The sequence below is a fragment of the Microbacterium sp. CH1 genome (assembly GCF_001595495.1).
In the GTDB taxonomy this organism is placed as follows: Bacteria; Actinomycetota; Actinomycetes; order Actinomycetales; family Microbacteriaceae; genus Microbacterium.
Window position 1 is genome coordinate 249055 of record NZ_LOSO01000018.1, and the last position, 13299, is coordinate 262353.

A 13299-nucleotide genomic window follows, 5' to 3' on the forward strand; every position below is an offset into this window, starting at 1 on the left:
GCATGGCCCGGAAGAAGAAGACGGTCGACCTGGATCGCGACAACGGCGTGGCCCCCGGCCTCGTCGCCAAGACGAAGAAGCGTCTGGTCATCGCGGGTGGTCGATCGCATCCCGAGCTGACGGCTGCCGTCGCCGCGTCGCTCGGCACCGAGATCGCTCCGGTCGAGCACCGCACCTTCGCCTCCGGCGAGATCTACGCCCGCTTCGAGGTCTCGATCCGCGGCTGCGACCTCTTCCTCGTGCAGACCTTCGGCGAGCCGGTCAACGAGTGGCTCATGGAGACGCTCATCATGATCGACGCCGCCAAGCGCGCCTCGGCGAAGCGCATCACCGTCGTCGCCCCGTACTATCCGTACTCGCGTCAGGACAAGAAGGGCCGCGGCCGCGAGCCCATCAGCGCCCGCCTCGTCGCCGATCTGCTGAAGACGGCCGGCGCCGACCGCGTCATGAGCGTCGACCTGCACGCCGCCCAGATCCAGGGCTTCTTCGACGGCCCCGTCGACCACCTCTTCGCCAAGCCGGTGCTCCTCGACCACTTCGAGCGCACGCTCACGCCGGAGGACCGCGAGATCCTCACGGTGGTCTCCCCGGACATGGGGCGCGTCCGCGTGGCCGACACCTGGTCGGACAGCCTCGGCGCGCCGCTCGCGATCATCCACAAGCGCCGCGACCCGAAGGTCGCCAACCAGGTCTCCGTGCACGAGATCGTCGGCACCGTCGAGGGGCGCACCTGCCTCCTCGTCGACGACATGATCGACACCGGCGGCACGATCGTCAAGGCCGCGCAGGCGCTGAAGGCGAACGGCGCGCACCGCGTGATCGTCGCGGCGACCCACGCGATCTTCAGCGACCCGGCCTCCGAGCGGCTGCAGGACGCGGCGATCGACGAGGTCGTCGTCACGGACACCATCCCGCTCTCCGCGTCGCGTCGCTGGGAGAACCTCACGGTGCTGCCGATCGCGCCGCTGCTCGCGCGGGCGATCCACGAGGTCTTCGAAGACGGCTCCGTCACGAGCATGTTCGGCGGGGACGCGTAATTCATCGGGACGGCACAGCCCGCGCATAGCCCCGGTGCTTACGGTCGAGTCATCGACGGAAGAGTCGACCGACGACGACCACGGAGGACCCCATGATCCGCACGACCGTTCCGACCTCTGTCCGCACGGGCTCCGCCCTTCTCGGGATCGCGGGGCTGTTCGTCCTCGCCGGATGCTCGTCGACCGGCGACGCCGCAGACACCTCGACCGGCACCGACGAGACCGCGGGGTCGAGCACCTCGTCCTCGTCGAGCGGGGGTGACGCCTCCGGCACCTACACCGACGGCACGTACACCGCCGACGGCTCGTACCAGACCCCGGAGACGGTGGAGGAGATCACCGTCACGCTCACCCTCGCCGACGGCGTCGTGACGGAGGTCGAGGTGACCGGCGACCCGAAGGCTCCGGAGACCGAGCGGTACCAGGGCGAGTTCATCGACGGGATCGCGGACGAGGTCGTGGGGAAGCCGATCGACGAGCTGAACGTCAGCCGGGTCGCCGGGTCGTCGCTCACGAGCGGCGGCTTCAACGACGCCGTGGCCTCCATCAAGGAGCAGGCCGCCGCCTAGGCGCGAGGCGTCCTCATGGGGGAGTGGCGATTCGAGGCGATCGGCACCGGGTGGGAGATCGAGACCGGTGCCGCGCTCACGGATGACGTCCGCGCGGCCGTGACCGCCGAGATCGAGCGCTTCGATCGCCTCTGGTCCCGCTTCCGAGACGACTCCGACGTGGTGCGTCTCGGCCGGTCGGGCGGCTCGCTGTCCGCTCCGGACGCGGGGCCGATGCTCGATGCCTATCGCGAGCTCGATGCCGCGACGGCCGGTGCGGTGAACCCCCTGGTCGCCGACAGCCTGGAGGCCCTGGGCTATGACGCCGCGTACTCGCTGCGGGCCGGGGAGCCCCGCCCCGCTCCCGCATCCTGGACGTCCCGGCTGACCTGGTCCGCCGACACGGTCGAGGCGCAGGAGCCCGCCCTCCTCGACGTGGGCGCCCTCGGCAAGGGGCGTCTCGTCGACCGGGTGATGGCAGTGCTGACCGACGTCCCCGGGGACGTGGTCGTGGATGCCGGCGGAGACATCCGGGTGCGCGGCGCCGGCGTGCGCGTCGCTCTCGAGCATCCGTTCGATGCGCGGAAGGCGATCGGCGTCGTCGAGATCACCGATGGCGCGCTGTGCGCCTCGGCCGTCAATCGACGGGCCTGGGGCGAGGGCCTCCACCACGTGCTCGATGCGCGGACAGGACAGCCCGTCCGTACCTGGGCCGCAACGTGGGCACTCGCCCCGGAGGCGATGACGGCCGATGCCGTGGCCACCGCGCTGTTCTTCGACGGCGGCCCGGAGCTGGCCGCCCGCTGGGGCGTCGAGTGGGTGCGCATGACCACCGACGGCCGTGTGCAGCGCTCGCCCGGCTGCCACGCCGAGCTCTTCACCGCAGCTCCTGCGCGAGCCGCCGGAACCGTGGGAGACAGGACACCATGACCACCGCCTTCGCCGCCGCCCGCCAGCGCGTCCTCGCCGTGCTCGGCTCACTGTCGATGTACCGTCTCGTGCTGTTCGCGCTGACGGCCCTCGCGCTCATCGCCCTCGTGCTGTCCCTGCTCGGGGTGATCGTCTCTCCGACGCCGATGGAGCTGGTGGCGTCCTTCCTCGTGCTCGCGGTCGTGATCTCGGCCGTGGACGCGGTCGCGCAGCGCCTGCTCCGCCTGCCCTGGCGCGTGGAGTCCTCACTCGTCACGGCCCTCATCCTGCTGTTCGTGCTGCGTCCCGGCATCGAGCCGTCGGCGCTGCTCGGCCTCGCCATCGCGGGCGCGGTGGCCAGCGTGTCCAAGTACCTCATCGCCTGGCGAGGACGGCACATCTTCAACCCGGCGGCGTTCGGTGCCGCGGTCGTGTCGATCCTGGGGGCGTTCGGGGCGTTCAGCTGGCTCGGTACCTCGTCCTCCTGGTGGGTCGGCACGCCGGTGCTCGTAATCCCCGTCGTCCTCCTCGGGCTCACCGTGCTCTGGCGTACGGAGAAGGTCGGGGTCGTCCTGCTCTTCCTCGTCGTCGCCGTCGCCACCTCGATCGTGCGGCAGGCGGTGCAGGCCGTGCAGTTCGACGTCTCCTTCGACCTCGTGACGGCGCTGTCGTTCGCGGTGCTCCAGTCGCCGTTCCTCTTCCTCGGCGCGTTCATGCTGTCGGAGCCCTTGACGCTCCCGCCGCGTCGTCGCCAGCAGCTCGTCGTCGCCGTCGTGGTGGGCGTGCTCGCGGGGTGGCCGATCTCGGTGGCCGGTCTGTTCACGCTCGGACAGGAGCGCGCTCTGCTCATCGGGAACCTCGTGGCCTTCGCGTTCGCGCTCCGCGGGTCCGTGCGTCTCGTCCTCGAGAGCCGCACTTCCGTGACGCCGACCGCCCAGGAGCTCACCTTCCGGGCGAAGGGCCGCGTGCGGTTCCTCCCCGGGCAGTATCTCGAGCTCGACGTGCCGCACCGACGGCCGGACGCGCGCGGGACGCGCCGCGAGTTCAGCATCGTGTCCGCTCCGGCCGACCTGCCGACCCTTCGCATCGCGTACAAGAACGGCGACCAGCAGCACCCGTCGAGCTATAAGCGGGCTCTCGCGGCGGCCGAGCCCGGTGCGACGTTCGCCGTGACCGGAACCTGGGGCGACTTCATCCTCCCGCGCGGCGAGCAGCCGGTGCTCATGGTCGCGGCCGGCATCGGCGTGACCCCGTTCGTGTCGCAGCTCCGGCAGCTCCAGGCGACGGGGGAGCGGCGCGACATCGTCCTCGTCTACGTGGCGTCCTCGGCGGAAGAGCTCGCCTTCCGTGACGAGCTCGCCGCGACGGGTGTGCGCGCGGTCGTGTTCACCCGCGACGAGCCGGACGACCTCCCCGCGCACTGGACCTGGGCGCAGGGGGCCCGCCTGGACGCGGATACCCTGGAGCACGCGGTGGGGGACCTCTCGGCGCGGCACGCCTTCATCTCCGGGCCGCCGCGGCTCATCGCCGACCTCGCGCCCGCGCTGCAGAAGGCCCGTTCCCTCACCACCGACGCCTTCGCCGGCTACTGACCCGGATCGTCCTCCGTTCGCTCGGCCCGGGGAGGTTGCGACACCTGCACGACCCCGCGACACCCGCACGACGGATTCCCCGGTCACATCGTGCATCCGCCCCCGGATCGTGCAGATGGCGCGGGTGCATGACAGGGGGACGGGGTGTACGACCGGGGGATACCTGCACGACCGGGGGACGGGTGCACGACCGGGGGACGGGTGCACGACCGGGGACACCTGCACGACTGGGGGACGGGTGCACGACCGGGGGATACCTGCACGACTGGGGGGCACCTGCACGACGGGGGGACGGGTGCACGAGGGGATGAACGGATGGGTCGTGTGGGCGGGTTCGGGTCGTGCGGGTGAGCACGGGCTCGTGTCGACCTCGGAGACCGGCCGGGGACACCTGCACGACCGGGGGACCGGTGCACGACGGTGTGAATGGATCAGTCGTGCGGGCGGGTTCCGGTCGTGCATCCGCCCCCGGATCGTGCATTCGGCACGGGTGCAGGACAGGGGGACGGGTCAGACGTCGGGGGTCTCGCCGGGAGGAGTCATCGGGATCCGGACCGTGAAGGTCGTGTCGCCGGGCTCGCTGTCGACCGAGATGCGGCCGTGGTGGCCCTCCACGATGGCCTTGACGATCGCGAGACCGAGTCCGGTGCCTCCGGTCTGCCGGGCGCGGGAGCTGTCCCCGCGGGCGAATCGGGCGAAGAGCTCGTCGCGGAGGGCAGGATCGATCCCGGGGCCGTCGTCGTGCACGCGGAGCACGGCCTCGTCGCCCTCCCGGGCCACGCTCAACGTCACCGTGGTCCCCGCGGGGGTGTGGGTCCTGGCATTGGCCAGCAGGTTCGCGACGACCTGATGCAGCCGCCCCGCATCACCGACGACGGTGACCGGCTCATCCGGCACCTCGATGTTCCAGTGATGATCGACCGCCGTCGGCCGCGCATCCGAGAGGCCCTCGAGGGCGAGCTGGGCGAGGTCGACCGTGCCGTACACGAGTTCGCGTCCCTCGTCGAGACGGGCGAGGAGCAGGAGGTCCTCCACGAGCCGCGTCATGCGCAGCGACTGCGCCTGGATACGCTCCAGCGAAGAGGTCGTGCCTTCGATGACCGCGTCTTCCTTCGTCGCCTCCGGTGCCTGACGCAGCGCCCGCAACGAGAGCTCCGAGTAGCCGCGGATGGAAGCCAGGGGCGTACGCAGCTCATGGCTCGCGTCGGCGACGAACCGGCGCATCTGCTCCTCGTTCTTCTGCCGCGCCGAGAGGGACGTGTCCACGTGGTCGAGGAGCTTGTTGAGCGCGGCGCCGACGAGCCCGGTCTCCGTCCGCGGATCGGCCTCGCTCGCCGGTACACGCTCGGTGATGCTGACCTCGCCGCGGTCGAGCTGCTGATTGGCGACTCTCGTCGCGGTCGCCGCGACCGCCCGCAGCGGCCGCAGCCCGACGCGGATCGTGACCGCCGTCGTCAGGGCGAGGAGGATCAGGCCGCCCGCCGTCGCGAGCAGGATCACGGTGAGGAGCTGCGTGAGCTGATTCTGGATGTCGTCGCGGGGGAGTCCCGTGACGACGACGACGCCGTTGCTCGCGGTGGTCGCGACGACCCGATACGAGCCGAGACCGTCGAAGGAGACCGTCGCAGGGGTCCCGAGTGCGACCGTGCCGTACAACCTCTGCAACTGCTCGGGCGTGAGCGGCTGCGGCGTGCTGTTCAACGCCCCACGGCTCTCCTGGAACGTGACACCGCTCGGTCCGGCCACGGGACTCCCGAGCGAGAGCAGCAGTCCGGGGACGCGGGAGTTGAGGAGGGGGAGGATGTTGTCGACGGTCGCCTCGGAGGGCGCGACCCGCTCCACGATCCCGTCCCGGATCGTCGCGGCGTAGCTCTTCACCTTGTTGTCGAGCTGGTCCTCCAGCGTGCTGCCGAGCGTGGCGCTGGTGATGACGGCGACGATGACGAGGATCAGCGACACGAACCCGATCACCGCGGTCATCAGCCGCGTCTGCAGGCTCATGGGCCGTCGCGTCACCGTCGCTCCGCTCACTGCGGGGCCTTGATCATGTAGCCGACGCCGCGCACGGTGTGCAGGAGGGGCGTGCGCCCGGCGTCGATCTTCTTCCGGAGGTAGGAGATGTAGAGCTCCACGACCGACGACTTGCCACCGAAGTCGTAGCTCCAGACGCGGTCCAGGATCTGCGCCTTGGACAGCACCCGGCGCTCGTTGCGCATGAGGTAGCGCAGCAGCTCGAACTCGGTCGCGGTCAGCTCGATCTCCACGCCGTCCCGGACGACCTCGTGGCTGTCCTCGTTGAGCGTGAGATCGGCGACCCGGAGGATGGACTGCCCGTCGTCGGCGCTGGCGTGTCCGGTGCGCCGGATGATCGCGCGGAGGCGGGCGATCACTTCCTCGAGGCTGAACGGCTTGGTCACGTAGTCGTCGCCCCCGGCGGTGAGCCCGGCGACGCGATCGCCCACGGCATCCTTCGCCGTGAGGAAGAGGACGGGGACGAGGTTGCCGGCTTCGCGGAGACGCTTGAGCACGGCCATCCCGTCGAGGTCGGGCATCATGATGTCGAGCACGAGGGCGTCCGGCTCGAACTCCTTCGCGACCTGGATCGCCTCGAGACCGGAGGAGGCGGTGCGCACCTCCCAGCCCTCCATGCGCAAGGCCATGGCGAGCAGATCGGTGAGCATCTGCTCGTCGTCCACGGCGAGGATGCGCAGAGGGGAGCCGTCGGGGCGGCGCAGTTCGGGCAGGTCGCTGGTCATGCCTCTATTCTGCGGAAGTTCCTATGTGATTTCTATGGAGCGGGCTATGGGTTCTCTGGGAGATGTCCGCCTCATAGAACCCTCATCATCCGTCCCTCGAATCCGCATAACGGTCGTCCCTAGCGTCGGTTCCGCGCCGCGATCGTCGCGGCGGGGGGAGAGACATGTACGGACGATATCTGCGGCGCGAACTCGCGGGCCGCAAAAAGCAGACGGCGATCGTGGCCATCGGTCTCGCGATCGCGATCGGGCTCGTGATCGTGGTGAACGCCCTGACGACCGGTGTGCGCGACGCCCAGGCGCAGTCGCTCGCGGCGGTTTACGGGGTCGGGACGGATCTCACCGTCACGGGTGCGGCCGCGGAACCGGGCGACGGGACGGGGCCGCGGTTCGAGTTCGACGAGGACGCGGGGGAGAGCGACGGCGAGACCACGACCCTGGAGCAGTCGACCCTGCGCACGGACTTCGGCCGGACGACGCTCGATGCCGCGGTGCTGGACACGGTGGCCGGTACCGACGGCGTCGCCGCCGCGACCGGTGCGCTGAGCCTGACGAACTCGACCTTCTCCGGTGAGCTGCCGAGCGGCGGCTTCGGCGGGCAGGACGGTGCGGAGGGCGGCGAGGCGCCCGCGGAGGGCCAGGCTCCTCCGCAGGGTGGCGGCGGCGGGGGCGGGGGCGGTGCGTTCGGCATCGAGTCGTTCACCGTCCTGGGCATCGACCCGTCCGCGTCGGAGGTCGGGCCGCTGGCCTCCGCCGAGATCGGCGAGGGGCGTGGGCTGGACGCCGATGACAGCGGAGCGCTCGTCGCGCTGGTGGACAGCACCTACGCCGCGAGCGAGGACATCGCCGTCGGCGACACCCTGGACGTCGCGGGCTCCGACGTCGAGGTCGTCGGCCTCCTCACCTCGGCGTCGGATGCCGCAGACACCGCGGCGGACGTCTACCTCCCGCTCGACACCGCGCAGGAGCTGGCCGGGGTGGGGGACGTGATCTCCACGGTGTACGTGCAGGCGGATTCGGCGGCGTCCATCGACGAGGTGCAGACGGCCCTGGCGGAGGAGCTTCCCGACGCCACCGTCTCCTCGCAGTCCGAGCTCGCCGCGACCGTGTCCGGCTCGCTCTCGAACGCGACGGCGCTCGTCACGAACCTCGGCACCTGGCTGTCGATCATCGTCCTCGCCGTCGCCGTGCTGCTCTCGGTGCTCCTCACGCTCTCCGGCGTCGGACGCCGCACCCGCGAGTTCGGCACCCTGAAGGCGATGGGGTGGTCGAACGGCCGCGTCGTGCGTCAGGTCGCCGGGGAGTCGATGGTGCAGGGACTCCTCGGAGGAGCGGCAGGTCTCGTGCTCGGCCTCGCCGGGATCCTGATCATCACCGTCGCGCAGCCGACCGTGGCCGCCGGCTCCGCGGCCGTCGGCGGAGGCCCGGAGGGAGGAGGCGGCTTCGGTGGCCCCGGCGGCATGGCCCCGGGCGCGGAGACCGCCACCGACATCGTGCTGCAGGCACCGCTGACCCCCTGGGTGCTCGTCGCCGCCGTGGGCCTCGCGGTGCTGGGCGGGCTCGTCGCCGGCGCCTTCGGAGGCTGGCGGGCGGCGCGACTGAGCCCCGCCGAGGCCCTGCGGTCCGTCGCATGAGCGGCGTCGCGAACCACACAGGAGAGAAGGAGACCGAGATGACCACGATGACGGATTCCGAGGCCCGCGTTCCGGCCCCGTCGGCGGCGACCCCGCTGTACCGGGCGACGGGCGTCACCCGCACCTATACGCGGAGGGGACGGACGGTGACGGCACTCACCGGCGTCGACCTGGAGATCATGCCCGGCGCCTTCGTCACGATCCAGGGGCCGACCGGAGGGGGCAAGTCGACGCTGCTGCAACTGCTGGGGGCGCTCGACACACCGACCTCCGGGACGCTGCAGCTGGACGGCCGTGAACTGTCGTCGGCCTCGCCGTCGCAGCTGGGACGGATCCGCGCGCAGGAGATCGGATTCGTCTTCCAGGGGTTCAACCTGATCCCCACGCTGACGGCGGCGGAGAACGTCGACATGGCCCTGGAGCCGCTCGGCATCGACCCGGCGGAACGACGCACCCGGGTCGCCGCCGCTCTCGCGCACGTCGGCCTGGCGGACCGCGGAGACCATCGTCCGGCGGAGCTGTCCGGCGGGCAGCAGCAGCGTGTCGCGATCGCGCGGGCGATCGTCAAACGCCCCCGGGTGCTGCTCGCGGACGAGCCGACGGGCAACCTCGACGAGAGGATGCGTGACGAGATCCTCGACCTGCTGGAACGCCTCTGCGCGGAGGGCATCACGATGGTCGTCGTCACGCACGACTCCGCGGTGGCGCGGCGGGCGACGAAACGGCTGCGTCTGACGCAGGGGATGGTGAGGGACATCACCCGATAGCGGGCGGCGCGGGGAGGGGCGGACGGTGGGCCGCCCCTCTTCCGCGATGTCCGACCCCGGGTCTACCGTGTGCTCATGGTCGACCACGTCGAATCCGCACAGCCCACCGTCCACCGTCCCTCCACCGTCTCCGAGGTCGCCGCGCTCGTCCGCGCCGCCGCGCAGGAGGCGGTCCCCCTGACCGTCGTCTCCGGCGGACACGGGCCCTGGTCCCACGCCTCCGCTCCCGGTCTGCGGCTCGAACTCGGGGAGCTCTCCTCGATCGAGGTCGACGGCACCGCCGTGCGCATCGGTGGCGGTGCGGTCTGGGGCGATGTCGCGACAGCCCTCGCCGGCCACGGCCTCGCCCTGAGCTCCGGCGACACGGCCAGCGTCGGTGTCGGCGGCCTCACGCTCGGCGGCGGCATCGGCTGGATGGTGCGCGCGTGGGGCCTCGCCGTCGATCAGCTCGTCGGCGCCCAGGTCGTCACCGCGAGCGGAGACGTGGTGGAGGTGTCGGCCACGCAGCATCCCGACCTGTTCTGGGCGCTGCGTGGCGGTGGCGGTAACTTCGGCATCGTCACCCGTTTCGACTTCGAAGCGCATCGCCTGCCGGGGATCGCGCTGGCCGAGTCCGTCGTCGACGGCGACGCGACCGCCGTGCTCCGGGCCGCGCGCGAACTCCTTCGCGACGCCCCGCGCGAGCTCACCGTCACGTACATGGACGTGCCGCCCATGGACCCGAGTGCTCCGGCCGGTGCCCGGCTGACCGCCGTATGGGCGGGGCCCGACCCGGAAGCGCTGCGCGTGGAGCTCGCGCCGATCACCGCGCTCGACGGTGTCGCGACGGAGATCACCGAGCCTGCCTACCGGGACATCCTGATGGAGATGCCGCAGCCCGAGGGCGGCGAGGCCCCCGCCCCTCCCGGGTTCCTCGGCGGGAACGGTCTCGTCGCCGACCTCGACGACGAGACGATCGATCGGCTGGTGGCCTATCGGCGGGAGTACCCGGCCTCGGTCGTGTTCCTCCGATCCCTCGGTGGGGCGTTCAGCGACGTGCCGCAGGAGGAGACGGCGTTCCCGGCGCGCACCGCGACCTGGTTCGTCATGGCCGGTGCCTTCGACGTCCCCGGGCTGCTCGACGAGCAGGGGCGCGAGAAGGCCGCGGCCGACGCGCAGCGGATCGTCGGGGGCCGCCTCGCCGAGTACAGCAACTTCGTCGACCGCGAGCGCCCGGACGCGGTGTCCGGGATGTACGACGGCGACGCCTACGAGCGTCTGCGGGCGGTGAAGGCGCGGTGGGACCCGCAGAACGTGTTCCACCGCAATCACAACATCCTCGTCTGACGCACGAAGGGCCGGGCACCCTGCGGTGCCCGGCCCTTCGAAGACCCGAGGTCAGTGCGTGTCTTCGGCTTCGATCTCGGAGCGGTCGCCCGACCACAGCGTGTGGAAGGTGCCCTCCTTGTCGATGCGCTTGTAGGTGTGCGCACCGAAGAAGTCGCGCTGACCCTGCACGAGAGCGGCCGGAAGGCGGTCGGCGCGGATGCCGTCGTAGTACGACAGCGACGACGAGAACGCCGGAGCCGGGATGCCGGACTGCGCCGCTGTGACCACCACGCGGCGCCATGCCGCCTGGCCGCGGGTGAGCGCCTCGGCGAAGTACGGAGCCGTCATCAGCACCGGCAGGTCGGGGGTCTCGGCGTAGGCGTCCGCGATCCGGTTCAGGAACTGTGCACGGATGATGCAGCCGCCGCGCCAGATCTTGGAGATCGCACCGAGATCGATGTTCCAGCCGTACTCGGCGGCGCCGGCGCGGATCTCGTCGAAGCCCTGCGAGTAGGCGACGATCTTGGAGGCGTAGAGCGCCAGGCGGACGTCCTCGACGAAGGCGTCGACTTCGTCGGCCGGGACCGTGAACTCCTTGTCCGGGCCAGGAAGCGCCGCGGCGACCGCGCGCTGCTCGGGGTGGGAGGAGAGGGAGCGGGCGAAGGTCGCCTCGGCGATACCCGAGACCGGCACGCCCAGGGAGAGCGCGGTCTGCACGGTCCAGGCGCCGGTGCCCTTCGCGCCGGCCTGGTCCAGGATCACGTCGACCAGCGGCTTGCCGGTGGACGCGTCGACCTGCCGCAGCACCTCGGCGGTGATCTCGATGAGGTACGACTCCAGCTCGCCGCGGTTCCACTCGGCGAAGATCTCGGCGATCTCCGCGGGCGTCTTGCCGGTGCCGCGCCGGATGAGGTCGTACGCCTCGGCGATGAGCTGCATGTCGGCGTACTCGATGCCGTTGTGCACCATCTTGACGAAGTGGCCGGCGCCGTCATGGCCGACGTGCGTCACGCAGGGCTCGCCCTCGGCGACCGCGGCGATGGACTTCAGGATGGGCCCGAGCGTGACCCAGGACTCGTCGGAGCCGCCCGGCATGATCGAGGGACCGGTGAGGGCCCCCTCCTCGCCGCCGGAGATGCCGGCGCCGACGAAGTTGATGCCGGTCTCGCGGACGGCCTTCTCGCGGCGGATGGTGTCCGGGAAGTAGGCGTTGCCGCCGTCGACGATGATGTCGCCCGGCTCGAAGACCTCGACGAGGGAGTCGATCACGGCGTCGGTCGGAGCTCCGGCCTTGACCATGATGATGGCGGTACGCGGCTTCTGCAGCGAATCGGCGAACTCCTGGTAGGTCTTCGCCGGGATGAAGCCCGCCTCGGGATGCTCGTCGAGGAGGGTCTGCGTCTTCTCGTAGCTGCGGTTGAAGATCGCCACGGTGTTGCCCTCGCGGCTCGCGAGGTTGCGGGCGAGGTTCGACCCCATGACGGCGAGTCCGACGACTCCGATGTTCGCTGATGCTTCGGGCACGGAAGGCTCCTCGATCGTGAAGAAGGGTTGAGTTCAGCGTATCGCTGTAGGGCGGATCGAGGCGCACCCGTGACGCGACCCTGTCATCGTCCGCGGTGCCGGGCGGCCGGGACGCTCGGGACCTCTACGCTGAGGAGAGCACAGGAGCTGGAGGGAGTCGGTCGTGACGGAGTCCGAGAAGAAGGTCCGCGCCGTCGTCGCGGTGCCGTTGGCGGAGGAGCTGTGCGGGCTCATCGAAGAGCTCGAGCCGCGGCTCGAGGTCGTCCACGATGCGGCGCTCGTGCCTCCTATGCGCGGCCCTGCCGACTGGTCGGGGGACCCGGAATTCAGTCGGACCCCGGAGCAGCAGCGCGCGTTCGACGATCTCGTCGACTCCGCGGACGTGCTCTTCGGCATCCCCGATGTCGACCCGCAGGCACTGGCGCGGACGGTATCCGCCAATCCGGGACTGCGCTGGGTCATGACCACGGCGGCCGGGGGCGGCAGCACCGTCAAGGCGGCGGGACTCGACCGCGCCGACCTCGACCGCATCGTCTTCACCACCAGCGCGGGCGTCCACGGCGGAACGCTGGCCGAGTTCGCGCTCTTCGCGGTGCTCGCCGGGGCGAAGGGCCTCCCGCGGCTGCTCGACGACCAGCGGAAGCGCACCTGGCCCGACCGCTGGGAGATGCGTCAGGTCGACGAGATGACCGTGCTCGTCGTCGGAGTCGGCGGGATCGGCGCGGAGTGCGCCCGCCGTTTCCACGCGCTCGGCGCCCGGGTGTGGGGAACCAGCCGCTCCGGCCGCGCGGTCGAGGGTGTCGACCGTCTCATCGCGCCCGACGAGCTGGTGGACGCGGTGGGCGAGGTCGACGCGATCGTCGTCACGCTGCCGGGCACGGAGCAGACCAGGCACCTCATCGGGGAGGAGGTCCTTCGGGCCGTGAAGCCCGGGGTCATCCTCACCAACGTCGGACGCGGCAGCGTCGTCGACGAGACGGCGCTTCTCGCCGCGCTCGATGACGGCCGCGTCGGCTTCGCCGGGCTGGACGTCTTCGAGCAGGAGCCGCTGCCCGCCGACTCGCCGCTCTGGACGCACCCCCGCGTCCTCGTCAGCCCGCACACGGCGGCTCTGAGCTCGAAGGAGGAGGAGCGCATCGCACGGAGGTTCGCCGAGAACGCCACCCGGCTGCTCGACGGCCGGGAGCTGCGTGCAGTGGTCGACACGGTCGAGTTCTACTGAGC

The 13299-nt window shown here is 71.1% G+C and carries 11 protein-coding genes; 8 read left to right on the plus strand and 3 right to left on the minus strand.

The genetic code is table 11. The annotated features are described in order from the left end of the window. The first annotated feature begins 2 nt into the window (after positions 1 to 2). From AUV07_RS12315 to AUV07_RS12330, 4 genes are all read left to right on the plus strand, one after another. Entirely contained in the window at positions 3 to 1037 is a 1035-nt protein-coding gene (locus AUV07_RS12315; RefSeq protein WP_025105636.1) for a ribose-phosphate diphosphokinase, read from the plus strand. A gap of 92 nt (positions 1038 to 1129) precedes the next feature. Then, entirely contained in the window at positions 1130 to 1606 is a 477-nt protein-coding gene (locus AUV07_RS12320) for an FMN-binding protein (RefSeq protein WP_062636521.1), read from the plus strand. A 15-nt stretch (positions 1607 to 1621) separates the two neighbouring features. Beyond that, a complete protein-coding gene (locus tag AUV07_RS12325) occupies positions 1622 to 2515 on the plus strand; it encodes an FAD:protein FMN transferase (protein ID WP_062636523.1) in 894 nt (297 codons plus the stop codon). Then, entirely contained in the window at positions 2512 to 4086 is a 1575-nt protein-coding gene (locus AUV07_RS12330; protein ID WP_062636525.1) for an FAD-dependent oxidoreductase, read from the plus strand. Before AUV07_RS12325 ends, AUV07_RS12330 begins: the two co-directional genes overlap by 4 nt. A 510-nt stretch (positions 4087 to 4596) precedes the next feature. On the opposite strand, the gene AUV07_RS12335 is transcribed toward AUV07_RS12330, so the two are convergent. Continuing rightward, positions 4597 to 6087: a sensor histidine kinase gene (locus AUV07_RS12335; RefSeq protein ID WP_062636527.1), complete on the minus strand. Its 1491-nt coding sequence runs from the start codon at positions 6085 to 6087 to the stop codon at positions 4597 to 4599. 26 nt (positions 6088 to 6113) lie between these two features. After that, the gene (locus AUV07_RS12340) at positions 6114 to 6842 is read right to left on the minus strand and encodes a response regulator transcription factor (protein WP_025105641.1); all 729 of its coding nucleotides are present in this window, start codon (positions 6840 to 6842) and stop codon (positions 6114 to 6116) included. Between the two features lie 164 nt (positions 6843 to 7006). Between AUV07_RS12340 and AUV07_RS12345 the strand changes: the two genes are divergently transcribed. The 3 genes from AUV07_RS12345 (at position 7007) to AUV07_RS12355 (ending at position 10569) form a co-directional block, all read left to right on the plus strand. Then, positions 7007 to 8476 (plus strand): ABC transporter permease, encoded by a 1470-nt coding sequence (locus tag AUV07_RS12345; protein WP_062636529.1) that lies wholly within the window; start codon positions 7007 to 7009, stop codon positions 8474 to 8476. A gap of 47 nt (positions 8477 to 8523) precedes the next feature. Continuing rightward, the gene (locus AUV07_RS12350) at positions 8524 to 9243 is read left to right on the plus strand and encodes an ABC transporter ATP-binding protein (protein ID WP_197462150.1); all 720 of its coding nucleotides are present in this window, start codon (positions 8524 to 8526) and stop codon (positions 9241 to 9243) included. Between the two features lie 75 nt (positions 9244 to 9318). After that, positions 9319 to 10569 (plus strand): FAD-binding oxidoreductase, encoded by a 1251-nt coding sequence (locus tag AUV07_RS12355; protein WP_082802942.1) that lies wholly within the window; start codon positions 9319 to 9321, stop codon positions 10567 to 10569. 51 nt (positions 10570 to 10620) lie between these two features. On the opposite strand, the gene gndA is transcribed toward AUV07_RS12355, so the two are convergent. Next, complete coding sequence (gene gndA / locus AUV07_RS12360; RefSeq protein WP_062636532.1) at positions 10621 to 12075, minus strand: NADP-dependent phosphogluconate dehydrogenase; 1455 nt, start codon at positions 12073 to 12075, stop codon at positions 10621 to 10623. A gap of 163 nt (positions 12076 to 12238) precedes the next feature. Between gndA and AUV07_RS12365 the strand changes: the two genes are divergently transcribed. Continuing rightward, the gene (locus tag AUV07_RS12365; protein ID WP_062636534.1) at positions 12239 to 13297 is read left to right on the plus strand and encodes a D-2-hydroxyacid dehydrogenase; all 1059 of its coding nucleotides are present in this window, start codon (positions 12239 to 12241) and stop codon (positions 13295 to 13297) included. Positions 13298 to 13299 lie beyond the last annotated feature (2 nt).